Origin of the sequence: Streptomyces tubbatahanensis (genome assembly GCF_022699385.1) — a bacterium.
Taxonomy (GTDB): domain Bacteria; phylum Actinomycetota; class Actinomycetes; order Streptomycetales; family Streptomycetaceae; genus Streptomyces; species Streptomyces diacarni.
This window is the reverse complement of sequence record NZ_CP093846.1, coordinates 1768140-1790763: the sequence shown is the minus strand read 5'-3', so window position 1 is coordinate 1790763 and position 22624 is coordinate 1768140. Positions and strand designations below refer to the sequence as shown.

The window sequence follows — 22624 nt, the reverse complement described above, 5'->3', positions numbered from 1 at the left end:
CCTGCGGCGCTCTGCCGCGCCATGGGCCCCGTCAGCCATACGGCCTTCTCTCACGCCGCGTGCGCCGAGCCCACCGCCTCCGCTGGGTCTGCCGCGTTCGCCGCGTCCTGGCGGCCGCGTGCGGCTGCGACGGACTGCTCCGTCTCCTCCTTGACGAGGTCGGCGTTGATCTGAGCCGCCGTCGCGGCGCCCGCTGCCGCCGCGGCACCGACCTGGGCGGCCAGATCGGTGACGTTGCCCGCGGCCCACAGGCCCGGAACCTCGGTGCGTCCGGTCGCGTCGCAGGGCACGTACTCGCCCATGGGGTGCTCGGCGGTGTGCAGGCCGAGAGCGGCGAGGAATCCGGCCCTGGCCACCAAGCGCGAGGCGACGGCGACGGTGTCGCGGGCGAGCACCGTGCCGTCGGCCAGCCGAATTCCCGACAGCCGGTCCTCGGTGATCCGCAAGCCCGCCACTTCTCCCGCGACCACGCGGATGCCGCGGGCGGCGAGTTGTTCGGACTGCTCCTCGGTGGGCGGCGGCATGGTGTGCGAGAACAGCGTCACGTCCGCACTCCACTGGCGGAACAGCAGTGCCTGGTGCACCGCCATCGGGCCGCCGGCCAACACCCCGATGGACCGGTCGCGGACTTCCCAGCCGTGGCAGTACGGGCAGTGCACCACGTCACGGCCCCAGCGTTCGCGCAGTCCCGGCACCTGCGGCAGTTCGTCCACCAGGCCGGTGGTGAGCAGCAGTCGGCGGGCGCGGACGGTGCGGCCGTCGCTCAGCGCCACCTCGAAGCCGCCGCGGTAGCGGGTGGCCCCGTTCACCTCGCCGGGGACCACGTGTCCGCCGTAGTGGCGCACTTCTCGGCGGCCGCGTTCGAGGAGTGCGGCGGGGCTCATCCCCTCTCTGGCCAGGAGTCCGTGCACGGCGTCGGCCGGGGCGTTGCGTGGTCGCCCGGCGTCGATCACGGCCACCGAGCGTCGGGCCCTGGCCAGCATGAGTGCTCCGTTGAGTCCCGCGGCGCCGCCGCCGATCACCACGACGTCGTAGCTGTCGGCGAGCGGGTCGGTCGGTTCGTTCAGCTCGCCGGACACCGCGTTCAGGCCCTGGTTCTGTTCTTCGGTCATCGGTGACCACCTCCACGAGAACCGTGCACGCGGACCCGGCGCTCCAGCAAGGAGGGTTGCCGTTGTGGCAAACTGTGTCCATGGACGACGACCTCGATCAGGCACTCGACGCGGTGGGGCCCAGGATTCGTGCACTGCGCAAGCAGCGCGAGACCACGCTGGCCGAGCTGTCGGCGACGACCGGGATCTCGGTGAGCACCCTCTCCCGGCTGGAGTCCGGGTCCCGCCGTCCCACCCTCGAACTGCTGCTCCCGCTGGCGCGAGCTCACGGTGTCTCCCTCGACGAGCTCGTCGACGCCCCTCCCACCGGTGATCCGCGCATCAATCTGCGCCCGGTCACCGCCCACGGCATGACCATGCTGCCGCTCACCCGCAAGGCAGGCGGCATCCAGGCCTACAAGCTGGTGCTCCCCGGAGCCGAGGCGCCGAAGCAGCCCGACCCGCAGACCCATGAGGGCTACGAGTGGCTCTACATCCTCAACGGCCGGCTCCGCCTCGTGCTGGGCGAACACGATCTGGTGCTCGCCTCAGGGGAGGCGGCCGAGTTCGACACCCGTGTGCCGCACTGGTTCGACGCGGCCGGCCCCCAACCAGTCGAGTTCCTCAGCCTCTTCGGCAGACAGGGCGAACGCGTCCACCTTCGCGCCCGCTCCCGCGCCAAGTCCGCCTCGCCCGACACCGACCAGACGTAGTGCGCCGAGTGCCGTGAACCGTCGAGGGCCGCGGGGCATCAGAACAGTGTGTGAGGCCCGCGCTGGGCGGACGACCGTCGACCAGGGAGGAACATGTCCGGCTTCCACGCCTACCCCCCTCCGTACCCCCGCCCCTCCCCTCCGTACCTCTCCCTGCCCGAGGAGTTCGCTCTGCTGTCCCACCTCCCTTCGGGCAAGGTGCACGGAAAACTGCGGGCGGCGGCCGGCTGTGCGGCGGCCGAACTCGGCGAACTCGCCCTGCGGCGCAGGATCCTGGTGCGGCCCCGGGAAACCACCGTGTTCGGCGTCCGCGCTCAGGTGACGCACCGCGCCGGGCTCGAACTGCTCGACACCTCCCCCACCGGCCTGCCGTGGGCCGACGAGGTACTGGCCGAGCTCAGCCGCTTCCCCGTTTCCCCGCAGGGGCGGGTCAGCATCCGGCAGTGGCTGCGGGAGCGCCGCCGTCACGCGTTTCGTCTGCACACGGCGGCGCTCATGGAGCGCGGTGTGCTCCGTCAACGATCCGGAGTCCTCGGGGGACAACGCTGCGTTCCCGATGAGGAGGTACGCGGTGCGGTGGTCGCCCAGCTGCGGGCGATCGGGTCGGGGCAGCGCGCGGTCGACGCGCACGGACTGTTCCTGTGCGACCTGATCCGCGCCGTCGGGCTGCACAGAACACTGCGCGTCCCCATGGGACTGCGCACGACGCCGTACCGCAGCCGCGGCGCCGGCTCGGCGGAGTCCGTCCCCGAGGACCTGCGCCGCGCCAGTAGCGCGCTCGTCGCCCTGGTCCCGAGTCAGGACTCGTCGATGGGCTCACAGGGGGTGTGAGCGCGGTTCGTGGTCCGGCGGCCCATGCGGGGATGCCGCCTGCCCGGCCGCCTCATCCGGTCCCCGCTTCTCGCATGCGGTGGAGAAGGCGGCCGCCACCGTCCCGCGTGGCCCGGGCGGAAGGCGACTGTGACGACTGTCACCGGCGACCAGCCCGACGTGCGGCACCGTGCCGGGCGCGCCGTCTCAACTCGCACGCGTGCAGGGCTTTTACGACGGCACTGTGCATGGCTTGCCGAGCCACCCCGACCGCTCAGGGCGCCCCTCTCCGGCCCGTAAGTGAGCCGCTCGGCGCCCCTGCACGGTCCTGCGATGGCCCCGGACGGGGAAGTTGTCAGATTCGCCGAGTACTCTGCGCCGAACAAAACAGCGCCGTCCACACCACGGCGAACCGAGCGAGGAGTGGTCCGATGGCCTTTCGCAAGGCGACGATGAAGAAGCAGGTGGCCGAGGCCATCGCCCAACAGGCGCCGGGAGACCAGCCGCTGGTCTCGGTTGGGACCGTCGCCGGCCCGACCCCGTGGCTCAGCGTCGGATTCCTGGGCCTGATCGGCCAGTTCCTGATCAAGTACTACTTCATCACGGTCACCGAGCAGGCGTTGCTCTTCCACCGGATGTCCCGCTTCTCGCAGCGGCCGAAGGAGATCGTGCACGCCATCCCGCGCGAGCAGGCCCACACCCTCTTCGGCGAGATCCAGCTCAACCCGCTGTGGAGCTTCTACTACATGGCGCTGCCGGGCGAGGCCAAGCAGGTCCGGATCAACGTCCACCGCATGTGGCGCAACGAGCTGGAGCAGCTGCTCGCCCTCGTCAACGGCGCCGCGGGGCCCCAGGGCTACGCCCAGCCCCAGCAGGCGTACGCGCCGCCGCAGCAGGGGTACGCCCCCCAGCCGCAGCAGGCGGCCCCGCAGGCCCCGCCGCAGGGACAGCAGTACGCTCAGCCGCAGCAGGCACCCGGCGGCTACCAGCAGCCCCAGGCGCCCCAGCAGCAGCCCGGCCCCTATTACGGCGCCCCGCAGAACCCCGGCGCCCCGGCCGCCCCGCCGCAGCAGCCCCCGCAGCCCGGCCCGTACTACGGCAACCCCGGCCAGCAGCAGGGCGGAGCCCCCGTCGACCCCCGCAGCAACCCTTATGGGTGAAGGGCCGACGGCGTCCCCCGGCGCCGCGACGAGCGAGGTGGACCCGCGGTCGGTCGGCCCCGTGCGCATGACCTACGCGCCGGACCCCGACGGCGACCCCGACCCGGGCGAGATCGTGTGGACCTGGGTGCCGTACGAGGAAGCGGACGGCCGGGGCAAGGACCGGCCGGTCCTCATCGTCGCCAGGGAAGGGCACGGCACCACGGGGCCTGTCCTCGCGGTCCAACTCACCTCCCGACAGCACAACGGGGACCACGAATGGGTGCCGCTCGGTTCGGGCCCATGGGACAGCGAGGGCCGCGAATCGTGGGTCGGACTCGACCGTGTGCTGCGCGTCCATGCGGACGGCATGAGGCGCGAGGCCTGCGCCTTGGACCGCGCCCGCTTCCAAACGGTGGTGCACCGCCTCCAGCAGGTCTACGGCTGGCGCTGAGCCGCGGCGCGGTGCCGCCGCAGGCGGCGGCGCGGGAGCAGGGCCGCCGCAGGCGGCGGCGCGGGAGCAGGGCCGCCGCCCGGCGCCGAAGAGCCGACGCGGGAACGTCCGCCCACCCGATGCCCACAACCGGCTGCCCACCGCCCCCGGAGTCGACCGCGCACCGGTCTTCCGGAAGCCGGCCGTGTGCCGAGCTTGAGCGAACCGGCGGTCTGCCGAGTGCCCGGAATCCGGTCGTCTTCGGAGCCTGGCCCTCCGCCGGAGGACCCGTCTCCGGCAAACGCGGGCCCCTCGGATGTCCCGGAACAGGAGCTCCGTCGACAAGCGGGGTCCGCCGCACGGCGGACTCCGCACGGCGGACTCCGCTCGGCCGAAAGGCCGAACCCGCCGGGGCGGGGAACAGCGTGCCCGCGCAGGGGCGTTGCCCTGGTGACCGGCGCCAACGGGGGCGCGGTGACGGAAGGTGGGACTGATGGAGGCCACAGCACGGACCGCGGAGGGACACGGGGCCGTTCCTCGGCTCGCTGCGATGCCGGAGGACTGGTCGCGGGCGCTCGCGGTCGTCGCGCACCCGGACGATCTGGAGTACGGGGTGGCGTCCGCCGTCGCCGAGTGGACGGCAAGCGGCAAGGAGGTCACGTACGTGCTGGCCACGCGGGGCGAGGCGGGTATCGACACTCTGGAGCCGGTCGAGGCGGCCCGCATCCGTGAGGCGGAGCAGCGCGCCAGTGCGGCCGTCGTCGGTGTCACGGAGGTGGAGTTCCTCGACCACCGGGACGGTGTGCTGGAGGAGGGCCCGGCGCTGCGCCGCGACATCGCCGGGGCGATCCGCAGGCACAGGCCCGAGCTGGTCGTCACGCTCAACCACTACGACACCTGGGGCGACGCCCCCGGCAGCCCGTGGAACACGCCGGACCACCGTGCTCTGGGCCGCGCCGTCCTCGACGCGGTGGGTGACGCGGGCAACCGCTGGATCTTCACCGACCAGCTGGAGCAGGACGGTGTCCTGCCGTGGTCCGGCGTGCGGTGGGTGGCCGTCGCCGCCGCGCCGACCGTGACCCACGCTGCTGCGGTGGGGGAGGAGGCCGCCCGCAAGGGCCTCGCCTCCCTGCTGGAACACCGCGCCTACATCGAGGCCCTCACCGACGAGGACCCCGAGACGTACGCGCGCTCGATCGTCCACGGCGGTCTGGACCACTACGCCGAGCGCAACGGGGGCCGGCGCGCGGTCGCCTTCGAACTCCACCCCTGCTGACGGCTCTCGCAGGCGTCCCGCGTTCAGCACAGCGTCCCGCGTTCAGCACAGCGCCCCGCTGTCCCGCGCACCGTCGCGCTGTCCCGCCGTGGCGTGGTGCTCCGCTGTGGAGGGCCGTCGTCGGAGCGGAGCTCAGCCTTCCGGCTACGGGCGCGGCACGGCAGCGAGGGCGAGCGCCGCGACGGGCACGAGCAGTGCGGCGGCCATGAGGTTGAGCCAGCCGTAGCCCGCCTGGGCCACGACCAGCCCGGAGAGGGCCCCGCCGACGCCCGCCGACGCATTCATGATCGTGTCCGAGAAGCCCTGCACGGCGGCTCGGGCGTGCTGCGGCACCGCGTCGGTCAGCAGCGCCGAGCCCGACACCAGCCCCGCCGACCAGCCCAGACCCAGCAGGAAGAGCCCCGCGGCGGATTGGGCGTGGCCGGCGCCCGCCGTTCCGGCCAGCGCCGTCGCGCAGGCCAGCAGCGCGACACCCACCAGGATGACGCTGAGGCGGCCGACGCGGTCCGCGAGCCAGCCCATCACGGGGGAGAAGGCGTACATGCCGGCGATGTGCCCGCTGATGACGAGCCCGATCAGGTCGACTCCGGCGCCGTGCCCGCGGAGGTCGACGGGGGTCATCACCATCACGGACACCATCACGGTGTGCGAGCCCGCGATGGCCGCCAGAGCCACGCGGGCCCGGGACGAGCCGCGTACGGCGGCCAGCCCGGCGCGCAGCGACCGCTCGTCCCCGTTGCCGCCGGTCCCACTGCCGTACTTCTCCTCGCGGGCTCGCGCCAGCGCGCGAGCCGTCAGCAGGGGATCGGGGCGCAGCATCAGGTGCAGTAGAGCTGCGGCCACCAGGAAGACTCCGGTGCCCCACAGGAACGGTCCGGCCGCCTGCGGCAGCCCCAGCGCCGCGACACCGGCCCCGGCGGGCGCCGCGATGTTCGGTCCCACCACGGCGCCGACGGTGGTGGCCCACACGACCGTCGAGATGGCGCGCGCACGGTGCTGCGGCTGAGCGAGATCGGCTGCCGCGAAGCGTGCCTGGAGATTGGCGACGTTGCTTGCCCCGAAGGCCGCCATGCCGACCAGCAGCAGGGGGAAGCTGCGCAGGGCGGCCGCCACCACCACCGTCACTCCGCCCGCGGCGGCCACCGCGTACGCCGTCGCGAGCCCCGAGCGCCGGCCCCGCCGGGCCATCAGCGCGGCGAACGGCAGTGACAACAGTGCCGTTCCGATGACCGACGAGGTGGAGGCCAGCCCCGCGACGGCTTCGGAGCCACCGATCTGCTCGGCGAGTACCGCCGCCAGGGCGACGGCCGTGGCGTTGCCGAGCCCGCCGAGGATCTGACTGACGACCAGCGCCGTGCGCACCCGCCGCCGCACGGCCTCCAGCCCGGTGGCGTCGAGCAGGCCGGCTTCCGCGTGACCGGCCGCCGGGGCGCCGGCCGCCGTCACCTCCGCTTCTGCCGCCTCGTCAGCACCGTCGGCTGTTTCGCGTATGTCTGTCACACGGCGCAGTCTCGCAGCGGTCCGGCGGTGCCCACCACGGACTTACGGACGAATCCAGCACGTACGCACGTCGCACGGGTGTGCGGCGGATGGCTGTGCGCCCTCGCCGTGCGGGGCGGCGCTGCGGCGAGGGCTCAGAACAGCGGCTGGGGAAGGACGCCTTCCAGCGCGAGGAGGCGGCGCTTGGTCTCCAGGCCGCCGCCGAAACCGCCTATCGCCCCGGAACTCTCCAGCACCCGGTGGCAGGGCACCACGACAGGCAGGGGATTGGCGCCCATGGCCAGGCCGACGGCGCGCGCGGCGCCCGCGTCGCCGACCCGCAGGGCCAGGTCCTGGTAGCCCACGGTGGCCCCGTACGGCACGCCGGCCGCGAGCTCGCGCAGGACCCGCTCGTGGAAGCCGCCGGTCAGCGACCAGTCCAGCGGGACGGTGAACGGGCCGGTGGCGCCGTCGAAGTAGTGATCGAGTTCGGTGACGGCCGTGGCGAGGTGGGCGTCGGCGGCGGGGGAGGACCCCGCGGCGCCCAGCCGCCCCGACAGCCGCGTCAGGGCCTTCTCCAGCGTGCGGCCTGATGCATGGAAGACCACGTTGACCAGGCCCTTGTCGGTGGCCGCGAGCAGCAGCGGCCCGATGGGGGTCTCCCGCACCGCTCGGGCCGAGGCGGTGGCCGGAGCCCCGGCGGCCGCGGCCGCCGGCGCGCCCGGTCCCGCCTGTCCGTCCGACGTCCCGCCGGGAGGCTCCACCGTGGTGTCAGTCATACAGGCACCCTAGAGCCGCCCACTGACAACGCCCGCCGACAGGCCTCCGGGGCCCACGGAGCCACGGGCCACAGGCCCAGGCCTCCGGGACCCACGGAGCCACGGGCCACAGGCCCACGGAAGCCGGGGGCCCGGCACCGGCCGACCGGGCCGGCCCGGTACCGGCCGACAGGGTTCACCCGGCACCGGCCGGGTCGGTCCGGCCGACCCGGTCCGGCGGGTGTCTCACCGACGGTGGCTCAGCTCGTGGGGGTGGCGGCCTTCGCCACGGCGTCGCTGACCACGTCGGGCTTGTTGGAGATGATGCCGTCCACCCCGGCGTCGGCGACCTTGCGGGCGGTCTCGGCGTCGTTCACGGTCCAGGTGAACACCTCCAGCCGCTTGTGGTGCGGGCCCTTGAGCGCATGGACGGCGTCCACGTACTTCTTGGTGGCGTCCGCCGAGGTCGGGTTGATCTGGTCGGCGAACTTCGCGTAGTCCTTCAGTTCGTTCGTCTTGGGCGTGCCCAGGAAGCCCGTCTTCACCGCCGGGTTCTGCTGGTGCACCTTGGTGATCGCGTTCTTGTCGAAGCTCTGGATGATGAGCTTGCTCTTGGTGTGCTTGCGGTCCAGCCACCCCTCGGTCCGCAGCTCACCGAGGGTCTGCCGCTCGATGTCGGGGTAGAGCTCGGGCGACTTCAGCTCCAGCAGGAGGTCCTGTCCGTTGCGGGTGATGCGGTCCAGGTACTCCGCCAGGGTCGGGATGCGCTCGCCTTTGAACTCGCTGCCGAACCAGCTGCCCGCGTCGAGCGTCTTGATCTCCTTGAGGGTGAAGTCGGTGACGTTCCAGGGGCTGCGGTCCGGGAAGCGGTCCTCGACGTCTGTGGTGCGGGAGAGCGTGGTGTCGTGGATGACGACCAGCTTTCCGTCCTTGGTGCGCTGCACGTCGTTCTCGACCCAGTCGATGCCCATCTCGTGTGCCTTGTCGACGGCGGCCAGAGTGTTCTCCGGCGCGTCACCGGACGCTCCTCTGTGCGCCACCGTCAGTGGTGAGTGAGCTGGTTTTCTGCTCTCCGCCGTCGGCGAGGGAGCGTCGGACTGCGGCGAGGCGGCGGAGTCTACGACAGGCTCCGGCGTCTGTCTTGCCGACCGCTCGGAGGCCGTGGCGGCCGGAGCGGCGGTGAGGAAGAGCGCGCTCATACCCAGCAGCGCGCCTGTGGCGGCAGCGGTCAGCGGGCGTATCGACATGCGGGACTCCTCGCTTGTGCCTGCACGGACTGCGGAAACAGTTCCCGATGCGCAATACAAACAAGCGGGGACAAAGTGGCGTAGAGCTGAACGAGCAGTGCCCAAGCCTGTGACCTGCAATGAAAGAAATTGGCAGCTATCTGCCAGTGGGGGGTAGTTTGCGAGCCCGGGGCGGGTGTCAGTGCCGAGTCGTACGGTGGTGAACATGCGGCCCAACACCGAGATCGAACGCAAGGTGGCGCCCTTCGAGGTCGTCAGCCCCTATCAGCCCAGCGGCGACCAGCCGACCGCCATCGCGGAGCTCGCACAGCGGGTGACCGGCGGTGAGAAGGACGTCGTCCTGCTGGGTGCGACGGGTACGGGCAAGTCGGCCACCACCGCGTGGATGATCGAGAAGCTCCAGCGTCCGACCCTGGTGATGGCGCCGAACAAGACCCTGGCGGCGCAGCTCGCCAACGAGTTCCGCGAGCTGCTGCCGAACAACGCGGTCGAGTACTTCGTCTCGTATTACGACTACTACCAGCCGGAGGCCTACGTCCCGCAGACGGACACCTACATCGAGAAGGACTCCTCGATCAACGAGGAGGTCGAACGGCTGCGTCACAGTGCCACGAACTCGCTGCTCACCCGCCGTGACGTCGTCGTGGTCGCCTCCGTCTCCTGCATCTACGGCCTGGGCACCCCGCAGGAGTACGTGGACCGCATGGTGAAGCTGAAGGTGGGGGACGAGTTCGACCGGGACGAGCTGCTGCGCCGCTTCGTGGACGTCCAGTACACGCGCAACGACATGTCGTTCACCCGCGGCACCTTCCGGGTCCGCGGGGACACGATCGAGATCTTCCCGGTCTACGAGGAGCTGGCGGTCCGCATCGAGATGTTCGGTGACGAGATCGAGGCCCTCTCCACGCTCCACCCGCTCACCGGCGAGGTGATCTCGGACGATCACGAGCTGTACGTCTTCCCCGCCTCGCACTACGTGGCGGGCCCCGAGCGCATGGAGCGCGCCATCACCGCCATCGAGGCGGAGCTGGCCGAGACGCTGACGTCGATGGAGAAGCAGGGCAAGCTGCTGGAGGCCCAGCGGCTGCGGATGCGCACGACGTACGACATCGAGATGATGCGCCAGATCGGCACCTGCTCGGGGATCGAGAACTACTCGCGGCACATCGACGGCCGCGACCCGGGTTCGGCCCCGCACACCCTGCTGGACTACTTCCCCGACGACTTCCTGCTGGTCATCGACGAGTCGCACCAGACGGTCCCGCAGATCGGCGCCATGTACGAGGGCGACGCGGCGCGGAAGCGCACCCTGATCGACCACGGTTTCCGGCTGCCCTCCGCGCTGGACAACCGCCCGCTGAAGTGGGAGGAGTTCCTGGGGCGCATCGGCCAGACGGTGTACCTGTCGGCGACCCCCGGCCCCTACGAGCTGGCCCGCTCCGACGGATACGTGGAACAGGTCATCCGTCCGACCGGCCTGATCGATCCCGAGGTCGTCGTGAAGCCGACCGAGGGGCAGATCGACGATCTGGTGCACGAGATCCGCACGCGCGAGGAGCGCGACGAGCGGGTGCTGGTCACCACTCTCACCAAGAAGATGGCCGAGGACCTGACGGACTACTTCCTTGAGCTGGGCATCCAGGTCCGCTACCTGCACAGCGACGTGGACACGTTGCGCCGCATCGAGCTGCTGCGGGAGCTGCGGTCCGGCGAGTACGACGTCCTGGTGGGCATCAACCTGCTCCGTGAGGGCCTCGACCTGCCCGAGGTCTCCCTGGTGGCCATTCTCGACGCCGACAAGGAAGGCTTCCTGCGCTCGGGCACGTCCCTCATCCAGACGATCGGCCGTGCGGCGCGCAACGTCTCCGGCCAGGTCCACATGTACGCGGACCAGGTCACCCCCGGTATGCGGCGCGCCATCGACGAGACCAACCGGCGCCGTGAGAAGCAGGTCGCCTACAACGAGGAGCACGGCATCGATCCCGAGCCGCTCCGCAAGAAGATCGGTGACATCGTCGCGGACATCGCCCGCGAGGAGATCGACACCGAGGCCCTGCTGGACACCGGCTACCGCCAGCGGGACGAGACGGGCAAGGGCGGCAAGGCCGCGAAGGGCAAGGCGCCCACCCCGGCCAAGGGCAAGCGGGCCAAGGAGGCGGAGCTGACCGACCGTCCCGCCGCCGAGCTCGCGGAGACCATCGAGGAGCTGACCGAGCGGATGCGGTCCGCCGCGGCCGAGCTCCAGTTCGAGGTGGCGGCGCGGCTGCGCGACGAGGTCGGCGAGCTGAAGAAGGAGCTCCGTCAGATGAAGGAAGTGGGGCTCAAATAGCGCTCGTGTCCCGCTGCTCCTCCGGCGACCCGCGGGGCACCCGCCGAGTGTTGCAAGACCGACACAAGAAGCGGGCGGCCACCCGGCCTGTCAGTGCTCTTGCGTAGGGTTCTGTGCCTGGTGGCCGTCGCTCGTGTGGCGGCCCCTGTTCACAGGTCAGAGAGGGGACGCACGTGACGGTCAACTTGTCCAAGGGCCAGGCGATCAGCCTGCAGAAGAGCGACGGGGGCACGCTCACCGCGGTGCGCATGGGGCTGGGCTGGCAGGCCGCGCAGCGCCGGGGGCTGTTCGGCAAGCGCACCAAGGAGATCGACCTCGACGCCTCGGCGGTGCTGTTCGCCGACAAGCAGCCCGTCGACGTGGTCTTCTTCCGTCACCTGGTCAGCGACGACGGCTCGGTCAAGCACACCGGTGACAACCTGGTGGGCGGCGCGGGCCAGGGCGGCGACGACGAGGCGATCATGGTGGATCTCCAGCGCGTTCCGGTCCACATCGATCAGATCGTCTTCACGGTCAACTCCTTCACGGGCCAGACATTCGCCGAGGTGGAGAACGCGTTCTGCCGTCTCATCGACGAGACCACCGGCCAGGAGATGGCCCGCTACACCCTCACCGGCGGTGGCCAGTACACCGCGCAGATCATGGCGAAGGTGCACCGTCAGGGCAACGGCTGGCAGATGACCGCCCTCGGCGACCCGGCCAACGGCCGCACGTTCCAGGACCTGATGCCGGCGATCCTGCCGAAGCTGTGAGCGCGGGTTCGGTCCTGTCGCGGGTGTGACGAGCCACTGGGGGAGAGGCGCAAGGATGACGGCGGAGCTGGTCCGGGGGCAGAACCATCCGCTGCCCGGAAACCGGTTGGAGATCCGGGTGACGGCGGACACGCCCGTCATCGCCGGGGCGACGTTCAACGACGAGCACGGCCGGATGCGCGACGCCGGATGGATCGCCCATCCGGCCGAGCCGCACCTGCCGGGTGTCGAGGTCTCCCGGCAGGCCGCGGCCGTCCACCGGCTCGCCGTCGACCTGGCGGCCGTGCCCGAGGCCGTCCACCGGGTCAACATCCTGCTGGCCCTGCCGGCCCGCACGGGCGGGCCTGGCCGGTTCGCCGGGCTGGCCGCCCCCTGCTTCGCGGTGACGGGCCTGGACGGCCAGGAGATCGCGGGATACGAGGTGACGGGGCTGTCCGCCGAATCGGCCGTGGTCGCTCTGGAGCTGTATCTGCGGGCAGGCACGTGGAAGGTGCGGGCGGTCGGCCAGGGGTATGCGGACGGTCTCGCCGCGATGCTCGCCGACCAGGGCTTGTCCGACGCGCGCGGCCTCGCCGGCACCATCGACGAGGCCGTGGCCGCCGGAATGGCCCGCTCCGTGGCGCCGCCGCAGCAGTCTTCCCGTCGCCCCGAGTCCGTGGGTGCCGAGAGCGCCGACGCCGTAGGGGCCGCGGGCACGGGCCTCCCCCTCGGCGAGCAGCCCGCCGCCACCGCGGACCAGCCGTCGGAGTCTGCCCGGGGCGGGGCCCCCGTAGCGGGCGGAGGCACCCGGGACGGAGCCCCGGAGGCGGGCGGCGGCCCCATCGACTACCGGCATCCGCGACGGGCGGCCGCCACACCACCCGCCCGGCCGCAGCCGTCCCCGCAACCGGCGGTCCCGGCCGCGGGGCCGCAGCCCACCGCGGCTCCGCAGGGCGGGCCAGGACAGGACGCGGGGCCCGTCGCGGGTGACGCGCCCGGATGGTCGATGGAGGAGCGCCTCCACAACCAGGTGTGGGGCATGTTCGAGGACCTGGCCCGCACGGTCGCGGCCTACCGCTCCGCCGTCGACTTCGCCGACACCCGGATGGAGCGCGAGCTCGAAGGGGTGCTCGGCGATCCCCGCGCCCGTGTCAGCCCCGCCGCCGACGCGGCCCGCACCGAGGCGCGTGCCAAGCACGGCGCACTCGTCGAGCAGGCCCGTGCTGTGCTGGAGCGGGACATTTCCCAGCTGGAGGCGGAGGCCGAGGTGGTCGAGCCCGCGCTGCCGCCCGCGCTGGCCCGCTGGGACAACCCCGTCTGGCAGGCGTACGAGCCGCCGGCCGAGCGGCCGATCTCCCTGCGCGTGGGCGATCTGAGCCTGGCCGAGAGCGCCGGGCTGCGCATCCCGCTGCTGGTGCGGCTGCCGCTGGAGCGCGGGCTGTGGATCGACAGCGGCCGGCCGCGCGGGAGCGAGGCGGGGCCGGCGGACCAGGACGAGCTGCGGCGCCTGGCGGCGCGGACGGCCACGGTGCTGGCGGCCCACTTCGTCGCCGTCCACCCGGCCGACCAGCTGACGCTCCACGTCATCGATCCGGCGGGTGCGGCGGCCACCGCGCTGCTCCCGTTGGTCGAATCGGGCGCGCTGCGCAATCCGCCGGCCGCGGGCGCCTCCGGAGTGGCACGCACGCTGGAGCGGCTGACCCAGCGGGTGGATCTGGTGCAGATGGCCGTACGCAGCAAAGCCACCGACGCGCTTCCACCGGATCTGGACCTGGCGGACCAGCTGCTGGTCGTCCACGACTTCCCGCACGGCTTCGACGACCGCGCCGTCAACCAGCTGCGCTACCTCGCGGACGAGGGCCCCTCGGTCGGCGTGGGCCTGATGATGGTCGCCGACCGGGACGAGGCACGCGGTTACGGCCCCGTGCTCGACCCGCTGTGGCGGTCGCTGCTGCGGCTGACCCCGGTGCCGGACGACCACCTCGCCGACCCGTGGGTGGGCCACGCGTGGACGTACGAGCCGCCGGTGGTGCCGAGCGGCAGCCAGGTCCTCGCCCAGGTGCTGCGCCGCGTCGTGGCGGCTCGCCGGTCCACGGGGGCCTGAGCACTCCGCTCGTGTTCGTTCCGGTCCCCGGACCGTTTCGCCGGCGGCCCGGGCGGGCCCTCACGACCCAGGGCTTTACCTTTTCATGGGATTGCTTTACTCTTTCTTGCAACGGAGGGGAGTATTCCCAGCCACGCGGCGACCCCGTCAGTACGGGCCGGTCAGGGACGGTCCCGGGGCGCTGGCCCGGTCGCTGTGGGCGCGGTCCCGGGTGGAAGAGACCTCCGGCCCATGCTCGAATGCAAGCCGGAGGAAATTTTCATGGACGTATCCATGACTACTTGGGTGCTGACCATCGTGGGGTTGTGCGCCCTCATCGCCGTCGACTTCTTCATAGGCGGCCGCAAGCCGCACGAGGTCTCCCTCAAGGAAGCCGGGATCTGGACCACGGTCTGGATCGTCCTCGCCGCGCTCTTCGGACTCGGCGTCTTCCTGTTCGGCGGAGGCCAGGCCTCGGGCGAGTTCTTCGCCGGATTCATCACGGAGAAGTCCCTCAGCGTCGACAACCTCTTCGTCTTCGTCCTGATCATGGCGAAGTTCGCGGTGCCGACGATCTACCAACAGCGGGTGCTGATGGTGGGTGTCCTGATCGCGCTGGTGCTGCGCGGCATCTTCATCGCGGCCGGTGCGGCCATCATCTCGACCTTCTCCTGGGTCTTCTTCATCTTCGGCGCGTTCCTGATCTGGACGGCCTGGAAGCTCATCCAGGAGGCCCGCTCCGATGAGGAGGACGAGGAGTTCGAGGAGAACCGGCTGCTCAAGGCCGTCGAGCGCCGCTTCCCCTCCACGGACAAGTACCACGGCACCAAGCTGACGATCGTCGAGAACGGCAAGCGGCTGATGACGCCGATGCTGATCGTGATGCTCGCGATCGGCACGACGGATGTGCTCTTCGCGCTGGACTCCATCCCGGCGATCTTCGGTCTCACCCAGGACCCGTACATCGTCTTCACCGCCAACGCGTTCGCCCTGATGGGGCTGCGCCAGCTGTACTTCCTCATCGGGGGGCTGCTGAAGAAGCTGGTCCACCTCTCCTACGGGCTCTCGGTGATCCTCGGCTTCATCGGCGTCAAGCTGGTGCTGCACGCCCTTCACGAGTCCGGGGTGCACGTCCCGGAGATCAGCATTCCGGTGTCGCTGGGCGTCATCTGCGCCGTGCTGATCGTCACCACCATCACCTCACTGATGGCCTCCAGGAAGCAGGCACAGGTCGAGGACGCCGCCGAGGGGGACGGCGCTCGCTCCACCAGGAAGGGGCAGGACGCCGACGCCGAGCACAGGGCCGACGTCGACTCCTGACAACCGACCTCCCGGCTCCGCCCCGTCACTCCTTCCGGTAGGGGGCGGGGCCGGGAGTTGTTCAGCGGTTCGGTGAGCTGCGTACGGCGGTCCGGTGGTCGCTCAGCGGGTGACGGTCACCTTCCGCGCGGCGCGCTCTCCGTTCACGAGCACCGAAAGAGTGACCGTTCCGGGCCTCTTCCCGGTCAGGGCGCCGCTGCGGGGGTCGTAGGAGGCCACGCAGCGCCCCCGGGGCACGTGCCCCTTCACGCACAGTCCCGGCGACCCCGGCCAGTCCGCGCTCACCGGCCAGCCGACGGGGACCCGGCGCGTGACCGGTCCGCTGCCCTGCTCGACGGTGGCCGACGCCGTCGCCTCGCCACCCACCGCGAGCCGTGCCGGTGCCTCGAGCGTCAGCCCGTCCACGTGGGCGCGGGTCTGGGCCGCGATCCAGTCGCCGTCCCGCCCGGGACGCCCCCTGTCGACGCCCAGCAGCGACCAGCCGGTGAACCCGCCCGCGTCCGGCGCCGCCGCGGGCGCCTTACCGGCGTTTCCGTTCACGAGATAGGGCACACCGTCCACCCGGGAGGCGTCGAAGGCCCCGACATGCCCCGCCACCAGCACCGCGCCCTTGCCCGAGCGGGCACGGAAGTCGGCGAGCCAGTCCTCCAGCAGATCGGCCTCCATCCGGTCGGTGAGCCGACTGGCCTTCTGCGGTGTCGGGTCGCGCGGCGGCACGTGCTGGATGACGGCGACCGAGGTGACGCCGCGATCCCGCGCGGCGTCGTCCAACTGCCGCCGCACCGCGCGGAACTGCGCGTATCCGCCGCCCCGCACCGTCAGCGAGGAGGTGTCGAGGGTGATGAACCGCGTCCCCTTGTGGTCGAACGTGCGCTGTGCCGGGCCGAACTCCTCGACGAAGTTGTCGATCGATCCACCCATCACCTCGTGGTTCCCCGGCACGTAGTACCAGTCGACGGCGTCGCCCAGCTCCTCCTCCAGCAGCCTGCGGGCGAACCGCAGGTCCTCCGGCGACCCCTCGTCCACCAGGTCACCGTTGACGACGACGAAGTCGGGCCGTGCCGCACGGATCTCCCGCAGCGTGCGCCGGGCCTGCCGCACCGCCTCACTGTCCGGGTCGCGCGCCACGAACTGAGCGTCGGACATCACCGCGAACCGCCAGTCCCGCCCGGCCACATCCGAGGCGGTGGAGATCAACGGATCGTGCGGGCGCGCGACGGACGGCAGATCCACGTCCGGCGGGGTGCGGGCCACCAGCTCGTCCAGCACCACCTCGCTCTTGTACTGGGCCGTCGGCCGGGTCTCGGCCAGGTAGAAGCGGTGCAGCTTCAGCGGGTACGCCACCCCTTCGGGTACGTCGAAGGTGACCTGACGCCAGCCCCGCCAGTCCACCAGCGGGCCGCGCAGCACCTGGTCGGTGCCCGCGGCGTCCTTGAGATGGAGGGAGGGCCAGGCACCGGAGCCGTCCCCCTTGATCCACAGGGTGAAGCCGCGCGGCTGGCCGGGTACCGCGCGGTCGGCGGGCGGGTTGGCGTAGGCGGCACGCGTGGCCGTCGACCCGGTGAAGTCGTAGCTCAGCTTCAGTCCGCCCCCCTCCTTGCCCGACGGTTCGGGAGCCACGGAGCCCTCCGCGCGGGCCGCGCTGAACGTCCACGCGGAAGCGTCCTCGAAGTCGGCGACTTTCTGTTCGCGGAGTCCCACGGTGACGGCCAGGCGGGTCGTGTGTCCGCCGACCGTGACCGTCACGGTTCCCGACGCCGATTCCTGCCCGCCCCGTGCCTTCACGGTGAACGCACCGGTCGTGGCGTCCTCGTCCGGGGCGATCGAGAAGAGCGAACGGTCGTACGACAGCTCTGCGTCGGCGGGTTCGACGGGGGCACTGTTGCCGTCCGCGTCGTAGCCGACCAGCCCGAAGGAGGCCGTCGCCTGACTGTCGGCCAGTCCGACCCGGTCGGTGGTGGGCTGGACGCGGTCCAGCTCCCCGAGCACGCGCAGCTTCGTCGACCCCTTCGCCGTGCCCCGCCGCGCGGTGACCGCTGTGCTGCCGTCCCGGCGTGCGTGGAAGACGCCTCGCGCGTCGACCCGCCCCACGCCGGGCCGCGACGCGTGCCAGGCGGGCCGGGGTGAGCCGGTGGCGGGGCCGTACGTCTCGTCGTATCCGGCGGCGCTCAGCCGCCGGGTCAGACCGGGAAAGACCCGATCCGGATGACCGCCCGGCACGGTGTCGGCCGTCGGCGCCTCGTCAGGGTCGATGGCGGTCTCCACCCAGAAGCCGGCCAGCCGCCCTGAGCCGGCGGGGGCGGTCAACGCCAGTCCGTTGGGCACCTCGCGCTCCTCCCCGTCCGACGGCGCGTTCTCCAGCTGGAGCGCGTGCGCACCCGGCTCCCGGGCCAGCAGTGTGGAAGAGCCGCCGCCGTCGAGGTTGAGGGCGTTGTAGGCGCCCAACTTCTTCATCATTTGGCCCAGCTCGGTCAGCGTCACGCCACCGGAGGCCTGTTGACGGCCGTCCACCGTCAAGACGTGCATGGTGCTTCCGTCCCTGGAGAATCCGACCGCGGTGCGCGGCGCCGCCGTGTTGTTCGGCCTGCCCTCCCAGTCCTGTGGTTTCCCGTCCACGACCAGCAGCCCTCGTCCGCCCACCGCCGTCCGTGGCAGGGACGAACCGTCGGCCGTACGCACGTGGTATTCCACCGTGACGGGATCGCCCGTGCTCAGCGCAGCCAGCCGTTCGGCGCCGTCGCCCCTGCCGAGGAGGACGGTCACCCCCTGCGGGATGTCCCCCTTTCCGGGCTTCTGCGCAACGGAGGTGACCCTGCCGTCCTCGACGGTCACCTCTGTCACCTCGGGTTCCTGATCGACCGTCAGCGCCCGGTCGGCCTCCCCCCAGTGTGTGTCGTACAGGCCGATACCGTCCTCGGACACGTTCGCCGCGTCCCGGCCGGCGAGCGGTGCGGTACCACCCGGAAGGGTGACGGTGCCCTCGAAGTACAGGTCCAGGATGCGGCCCGCTGCCCCGGGCCCGACGCCGACCGCCTCCGACGTGCCGGGGGCGGGGGAGTGGGTCGGATCGCCGTCACGGATGCCGGGGCCGAGGGGGGCGCCCGTCTCGTTGATGTCGAAGAAGTCGGCGTTGATCGCGGCCACCGTCCGGCGGCCCTTGCCTGGATCGTGTGCCTTCGCGAGTTCGCCGACGGTCCGGCGGTCGGAGACCTTGCCCGTGGACAGGTAGTCCACACCGGCGCCCTGGCCGCCACTGCCCAGGTCAACGGAGAGCGCGTCGGCCCGCAGCCACTTGTCCGGCTCCAACCGGGAGAAAGAGGTGAGCTCGGCGCCGGGAGCGAGGGGGCGGGTCGTACGGGACAGCTCCATGCCGTGCCCCGACGAGTCGCCAGCGCCGTCTGCGCTCCTCGTGCTGTCGGTGCCATGGGCGGCGGTCGGAAGTACGGCGCTGCGGGGCGTCGGGCCTGCGGGCGTCTGCGGTGTCCTCGCCAGTGCCGCCCCGGCGGGCAGCAGGCCCGTCAGCAAGGCTGAGACGGCCACTGCCGCGGGCAGTGCCGCCCTCAGACGGCCTCGGCGTCTTCGGGCGCTCGCGCTCCCGGTGGTCGAGCCCCGGATGCCCCGGGCGCGTCGTGTGCGTGTCGTGGACCTGCTTGCGCGTGCGTGGACTCGTCTCACAACGTCCCCCACAAACAACGGTTTTCTCGGCACTTTCTGCGCACAGTGCGGCACAGGGTCCCAAGACGGACCGGTCTACACCAGAGGGCGGGAGGGAAGTCGGGGGAAACATCGCCCCGCTGGAGGCACACGCGACGTGACGGCCGGGGAAACGACGGCGTTGTGCTCGAACCGCCCCGCCTCGATGCGCAATTATGACTCGAAAGAGCTATTTTCGCTCAGGATTCCGCAGGTCGGGGCCGATGGCCGTTGACAACTGCGTGAAACCAGCGGAAACCTTGCAGGAACACGCACCGCGTCGCATGCCGTTTGGTCTCTCAGACACCGCCGAAGGACCGCACCATGGCACCACCGAGCACCGCCCAACCGCCACCCTCACCCACCTACCGCACGGGCCGCCTGATCGTGGCGACCGGCGCCGTCGTCGGCGTCGTCTACGGCTACGACACCGGGTCCATCTCCGGCGCCCTGGTCTTCCTGAGCAAGGACTTCGGGCTGAACGCGAGCGAGTCCGGGTTCGTCAACAGCATCCTGGTGCTCGGCAACATCCTGGGTGCCCTGATCGCAGGCCGCCTGTCCGACGCGCTCGGCCGCAAGCCCACGATGGTGATCGTCGCCGCCGCGTACGCCGTCTTCTCGGCGCTCTCCGCGCTCTCGCCCACCGTGGTCGTCCTCGACCTGGTGCGCTTCCTGCTCGGCGTCACGATCGGAATCTCCATCGTGGCCGCGCCGCTGTTCATCGCCGAATCCACGCCGGCCCGGCTGCGGGGCGCGGCCGTCGCCGGTTACCAGGTCGCCTGCGTCGCCGGCATCACCCTGACCTACTTCGTCAACTGGGGGCTCTCGGGCGGCGGACACTGGCGGATCATGCTCGGACTGGCTGCGATCCCCTCGGCGCTCGTCATCATCCCGCTGCTGCGGCTTCCCGACAGCCCACGCTGGTACCTCCTCAAAGGCCGGGTGGACGAGGCGGCCCGCGTGATGGCCACGACCGATCCGGACGTGGACCCGGTCGCCGAGAGCGCCGCCATCCAGCGCGAGCTGGACGCCGAGCGCGGCGGCCGCGGCGGCTCCCTCGCCCGTATGGTCCGCCGGCCCTTCCTCCGGGCGACCGTCTTCGTGCTCGGCATGGGCTTCTTCTGCCAGATCACCGGCATCAACGCCGTGACCTACTACAGCCCCCAGATCTTCGAAACCCTCGGCTTCCACGGCGACGGGCAGAACTTCCTGCTGCCGGCGATCGTCGAGCTGATCTCCCTGGCCGCCACCGTGCTCGCCCTCTTCGTCGTCGACAGGGTCGGCCGCCGTGTCGTCCTGCTCTCCGGGATCGGCACCATGCTGGCCACCCTCGTGGTGCTGGCCGTGGTCTTCGGCACCCACTCCCTCAGCGGCGCCGGCATCTGGATCGGCTTCGGTGCCCTCGCGCTGTTCACCGCCGCCTTCAACTTCGGCTTCGGCTCCCTCATCTGGGTGTACGCGTCCGAGGCGTTCCCCGCGCGGCTGCGCTCGCTGGGCGCCTCCGTGATGCTCACAGCCGACCTCGCGGCGAACTTCCTGGTCGCCCAGTTCTTCCCCTCAGTGCTTGAGGAGCTCGGCGCGACCTGGGCCTTCGGGGGGTTCGCCGTCCTGGTGCTGCTCGCGCTGGCCTTCATGGCCCGGATGGCACCGGAGACCAAGGGCCGGCAGCTGGAGGGGATCCGCGGTTACTGGCAGAACGGCGGCCGCTGGCCGGACGAGGCGCCGGCCGGTTCACCCGAAGGGAGAGGGCTCAGCCCGGGTGGCAGCACCGCCGCGCTGGGCACGGGCATCGCCACCTCGGGCGAACGGCCACGCCCCTGAACGTCAGTTCTCCGGGCCCGCCACCAGCTTGCCGTCCCGCACCTTCACCGGCACCGAGGGCAGCGCCTTGGTGGCCGGGCCGTGAGCGACCTTGCCCGTGTCGACGTGGAACCGGCTCCCGTGCAGCGGGCAGACGGCGACCTCCCCGTCGACCTCGCCCAGCAGACTGCCCTGGTGGGTGCACACGGCGCTGAACCCCTTGAAGTCGCCCTTCTCGGGCTGGGAGACCAGCAGCTTCTGCTCGGGGTACAGCTTGGCACCGCCCACGGGCACGGCCTTGGCCTCGCCCAGGTCGACGGGCTTGTCGGGGCTCTCCGCATCGTCGGAGTCGGACCCGCCGCACGCGGCGGCCGTCAGTCCCAGCGCTGCCAGTGCGGCGCCGCACAGCACGGTGCGGCGCGTGGCCGGTGATTCCTTGCTCGTCGTCACGCGCTGCACTCTACCTTTGGCCTCGGCCAGTGCTCCGCTCTTCAGGGCGGGGGTGAAGGCCATCTCAGACCTGCTTTGACCCGCGCCGTGGGCACGGGGCCGCGGTGTTGTCCTCAGCTCGTGGGGCGCTTCTGGTTCTCGATGTACTGGCGTACGACGGTCAGGGGCGCCCCGCAGCTTCTGGCGAAGTAGGAACCGGATCAGAAGTGACCACCCCGCAGGTATCGGCGCACGTGGGCGTCATAATCCTTGCGCAGCAGCCGGGCGGATATGCCCTCGGGGGAGTTGGCCAGCTTGGAGAGCTGGACTTTGGGCGGATAGTGCACGAGCAGGTGAACTGCTTCAACTCGGTGAAGTCGGCGCAGACCTCCCGCATGATCTCTTCACAGCGCGTCGGTTCACTGCCAACGCCGGATGGAAGATCACCTCCGGCGGAAAGCTGCGCCTGCCGAAGATCGGCGACGTGAGCGTGAAGTGGTCCCGCTCCCTGCCCTCGGTTCCGTCCACGGTGACCGTGATCAAGGATGCGGCCGGACGGTACTTCGCGAGCTTCATCGTGGAGACCGGGCCGGAAGAGGTCTTGCCGCCAACCACGCCCGAGGTCGGCATCGACCTGGGCCTGTCCCACTTCGCGATCCTCTCGGACGGCACGAAGATCGATTCCCCGCGTTTCCTGCGCCGGGCCGAGAAGAAACTCAAGCGCGCACAGCGGTCCCTGAGCCGGAAGGCCAAGGGGTCGAACAACCGAGGCAAGGCCCGGCTTAAGGCCGCCCGCGCTCACGCGCAGGTCGCCGATGCGCGGCGCGAGTTCCACCACCAGCTCTCCACCAAGATCATTCGCGAGAATCAAGCGATTGCGGTGGAAGATCTGGGGGTCAAGGGACTCGCCCGCACACGCATGGCCAAGTCCGTGCACGACGCCGGATGGTCGCAGTTCGTGTCCATGCTCGGATACAAGGCCGCCCGGTACGGGCGCACCCTCGTGAGGATCGGCCGGTTCGAGCCGACCTCACAGGTGTGCTCACAGTGCGGCATCAAGGATGGCCCCAAGCCCCTCCAAGTCCGGGAGTGGACGTGCGAGAACTGCGGGGCCGTCCTCGACCGGGACATCAACGCGGCGGTCAACGTCGCCAAAGCCGCAGGTCTTGCGGTTACAGCCTGTCGAGCGCAGATAAGACGGACACCCGTGCCCGCACAGCGCAAAGAAGCAGGAACCCACCCGAAGGCCAGCCGCACCCCCGGCAGCCAGGCGGGAATCGCCCTCCTTTAGGC

Annotated in this window: 16 protein-coding genes and 2 pseudogenes; 11 read left to right on the top strand and 7 right to left on the bottom strand. The window is 71.3% G+C overall.

What is annotated here, in order from left to right; translation table 11 throughout:
* Positions 1 to 50: 50 nt before the first annotated feature.
* Entirely contained in the window at positions 51 to 1112 is a 1062-nt protein-coding gene (locus MMF93_RS07745) for an NAD(P)/FAD-dependent oxidoreductase (protein WP_242750383.1), read from the bottom strand.
* Between the two features lie 80 nt (positions 1113 to 1192).
* Between MMF93_RS07745 and MMF93_RS07740 the strand changes: the two genes are divergently transcribed.
* The 5 genes from MMF93_RS07740 to MMF93_RS07720 all read left to right on the top strand — a co-directional run bounded on the left by MMF93_RS07740 (position 1193) and on the right by MMF93_RS07720 (position 5462).
* Positions 1193 to 1804 carry a helix-turn-helix domain-containing protein gene (locus tag MMF93_RS07740; protein WP_242750381.1) on the top strand — a complete coding sequence of 204 codons (612 nt, stop codon included), beginning with the start codon at positions 1193 to 1195 and terminating at the stop codon, positions 1802 to 1804.
* A 93-nt stretch (positions 1805 to 1897) separates the two neighbouring features.
* Positions 1898 to 2635 carry a GPP34 family phosphoprotein gene (locus MMF93_RS07735; protein ID WP_242750379.1) on the top strand — a complete coding sequence of 246 codons (738 nt, stop codon included), beginning with the start codon at positions 1898 to 1900 and terminating at the stop codon, positions 2633 to 2635.
* 410 nt (positions 2636 to 3045) lie between these two features.
* Entirely contained in the window at positions 3046 to 3774 is a 729-nt protein-coding gene (locus MMF93_RS07730; RefSeq protein ID WP_242750377.1) for a hypothetical protein, read from the top strand.
* The gene (locus tag MMF93_RS07725) at positions 3767 to 4207 is read left to right on the top strand and encodes a type II toxin-antitoxin system PemK/MazF family toxin (RefSeq protein WP_242750374.1); all 441 of its coding nucleotides are present in this window, start codon (positions 3767 to 3769) and stop codon (positions 4205 to 4207) included. The genes MMF93_RS07730 and MMF93_RS07725 overlap by 8 nt, the downstream gene beginning before the upstream one ends.
* Positions 4208 to 4679: 472 nt before the next feature.
* Positions 4680 to 5462, top strand: coding sequence for a PIG-L deacetylase family protein (locus tag MMF93_RS07720; protein WP_242750372.1), 783 nt, complete (start codon positions 4680 to 4682; stop codon positions 5460 to 5462).
* A gap of 144 nt (positions 5463 to 5606) precedes the next feature.
* On the opposite strand, the gene MMF93_RS07715 is transcribed toward MMF93_RS07720, so the two are convergent.
* The 3 genes from MMF93_RS07715 to MMF93_RS07705 form a co-directional block, all read right to left on the bottom strand.
* Positions 5607 to 6908 (bottom strand): MFS transporter, encoded by a 1302-nt coding sequence (locus MMF93_RS07715; RefSeq protein ID WP_423835581.1) that lies wholly within the window; start codon positions 6906 to 6908, stop codon positions 5607 to 5609.
* Positions 6909 to 7096: 188 nt separating this feature from the next.
* Positions 7097 to 7720, bottom strand: coding sequence for a methylated-DNA--[protein]-cysteine S-methyltransferase (locus MMF93_RS07710; protein ID WP_242750370.1), 624 nt, complete (start codon positions 7718 to 7720; stop codon positions 7097 to 7099).
* 239 nt (positions 7721 to 7959) lie between these two features.
* A complete protein-coding gene (locus MMF93_RS07705) occupies positions 7960 to 8946 on the bottom strand; it encodes a glycerophosphodiester phosphodiesterase (RefSeq protein WP_242750368.1) in 987 nt (328 codons plus the stop codon).
* 205 nt (positions 8947 to 9151) lie between these two features.
* Here MMF93_RS07705 and uvrB point away from each other — a divergent pair, with 205 nt between their 5' ends.
* The 4 genes from uvrB (at position 9152) to MMF93_RS07685 (ending at position 15409) form a co-directional block, all read left to right on the top strand.
* The gene (gene uvrB, locus MMF93_RS07700) at positions 9152 to 11275 is read left to right on the top strand and encodes an excinuclease ABC subunit UvrB (RefSeq protein WP_274709434.1); all 2124 of its coding nucleotides are present in this window, start codon (positions 9152 to 9154) and stop codon (positions 11273 to 11275) included.
* A 173-nt stretch (positions 11276 to 11448) separates the two neighbouring features.
* Entirely contained in the window at positions 11449 to 12027 is a 579-nt protein-coding gene (locus MMF93_RS07695) for a TerD family protein (protein ID WP_114017043.1), read from the top strand.
* Between the two features lie 55 nt (positions 12028 to 12082).
* Complete coding sequence (locus MMF93_RS07690; protein ID WP_242750366.1) at positions 12083 to 14110, top strand: TerD family protein; 2028 nt, start codon at positions 12083 to 12085, stop codon at positions 14108 to 14110.
* 261 nt (positions 14111 to 14371) lie between these two features.
* Positions 14372 to 15409 carry a TerC family protein gene (locus tag MMF93_RS07685; RefSeq protein ID WP_242757346.1) on the top strand — a complete coding sequence of 346 codons (1038 nt, stop codon included), beginning with the start codon at positions 14372 to 14374 and terminating at the stop codon, positions 15407 to 15409.
* A 102-nt stretch (positions 15410 to 15511) separates the two neighbouring features.
* Here the strand turns inward: MMF93_RS07685 and MMF93_RS07680 are convergent, their stop codons facing one another.
* Entirely contained in the window at positions 15512 to 18778 is a 3267-nt protein-coding gene (locus MMF93_RS07680) for a phosphodiester glycosidase family protein (RefSeq protein WP_242750363.1), read from the bottom strand.
* A 615-nt stretch (positions 18779 to 19393) separates the two neighbouring features.
* On the opposite strand from MMF93_RS07680, the gene MMF93_RS07675 reads away from it, so the two are divergent.
* Positions 19394 to 20923 (top strand): sugar porter family MFS transporter, encoded by a 1530-nt coding sequence (locus tag MMF93_RS07675; protein WP_274709433.1) that lies wholly within the window; start codon positions 19394 to 19396, stop codon positions 20921 to 20923.
* 3 nt (positions 20924 to 20926) lie between these two features.
* On the opposite strand, the gene MMF93_RS07670 is transcribed toward MMF93_RS07675, so the two are convergent.
* Together MMF93_RS07670 and tnpA are read right to left on the bottom strand one after the other, a co-directional pair.
* On the bottom strand, positions 20927 to 21361 hold the full coding sequence (locus MMF93_RS07670) for a Rieske (2Fe-2S) protein (protein WP_242750359.1): 435 nt from the start codon (positions 21359 to 21361) through the stop codon (positions 20927 to 20929).
* A gap of 104 nt (positions 21362 to 21465) precedes the next feature.
* Positions 21466 to 21746: pseudogene (gene tnpA / locus MMF93_RS33660) on the bottom strand (IS200/IS605 family transposase); the annotation flags it as partial.
* Between tnpA and MMF93_RS07660 the strand changes: the two are divergent.
* Positions 21747 to 22622, top strand: a pseudogene (locus MMF93_RS07660) (RNA-guided endonuclease InsQ/TnpB family protein); the annotation flags it as partial.
* Between the last annotated feature and the right edge of the window lie 2 nt (positions 22623 to 22624).

Bases quoted from the DNA above. Each gene is read 5' to 3' on its own strand.
- MMF93_RS07745 (WP_242750383.1), bottom strand. From the start codon at position 1,112: ATGACCGAAGAACAGAACCAGGGCCTGAACGCGGTGTCCGGCGAGCTG.
- MMF93_RS07740 (WP_242750381.1), top strand. From the start codon at position 1,193: ATGGACGACGACCTCGATCAGGCACTCGACGCGGTGGGGCCCAGGATT.
- MMF93_RS07735 (WP_242750379.1), top strand. From the start codon at position 1,898: ATGTCCGGCTTCCACGCCTACCCCCCTCCGTACCCCCGCCCCTCCCCT.
- MMF93_RS07730 (WP_242750377.1), top strand. From the start codon at position 3,046: ATGGCCTTTCGCAAGGCGACGATGAAGAAGCAGGTGGCCGAGGCCATC.
- MMF93_RS07725 (WP_242750374.1), top strand. From the start codon at position 3,767: ATGGGTGAAGGGCCGACGGCGTCCCCCGGCGCCGCGACGAGCGAGGTG.
- MMF93_RS07720 (WP_242750372.1), top strand. From the start codon at position 4,680: ATGGAGGCCACAGCACGGACCGCGGAGGGACACGGGGCCGTTCCTCGG.
- MMF93_RS07710 (WP_242750370.1), bottom strand. From the start codon at position 7,720: ATGACTGACACCACGGTGGAGCCTCCCGGCGGGACGTCGGACGGACAG.
- MMF93_RS07705 (WP_242750368.1), bottom strand. From the start codon at position 8,946: ATGTCGATACGCCCGCTGACCGCTGCCGCCACAGGCGCGCTGCTGGGT.
- uvrB (WP_274709434.1), top strand. From the start codon at position 9,152: ATGCGGCCCAACACCGAGATCGAACGCAAGGTGGCGCCCTTCGAGGTC.
- MMF93_RS07690 (WP_242750366.1), top strand. From the start codon at position 12,083: ATGACGGCGGAGCTGGTCCGGGGGCAGAACCATCCGCTGCCCGGAAAC.
- MMF93_RS07685 (WP_242757346.1), top strand. From the start codon at position 14,372: ATGGACGTATCCATGACTACTTGGGTGCTGACCATCGTGGGGTTGTGC.
- MMF93_RS07680 (WP_242750363.1), bottom strand. From the start codon at position 18,778: ATGGAGCTGTCCCGTACGACCCGCCCCCTCGCTCCCGGCGCCGAGCTC.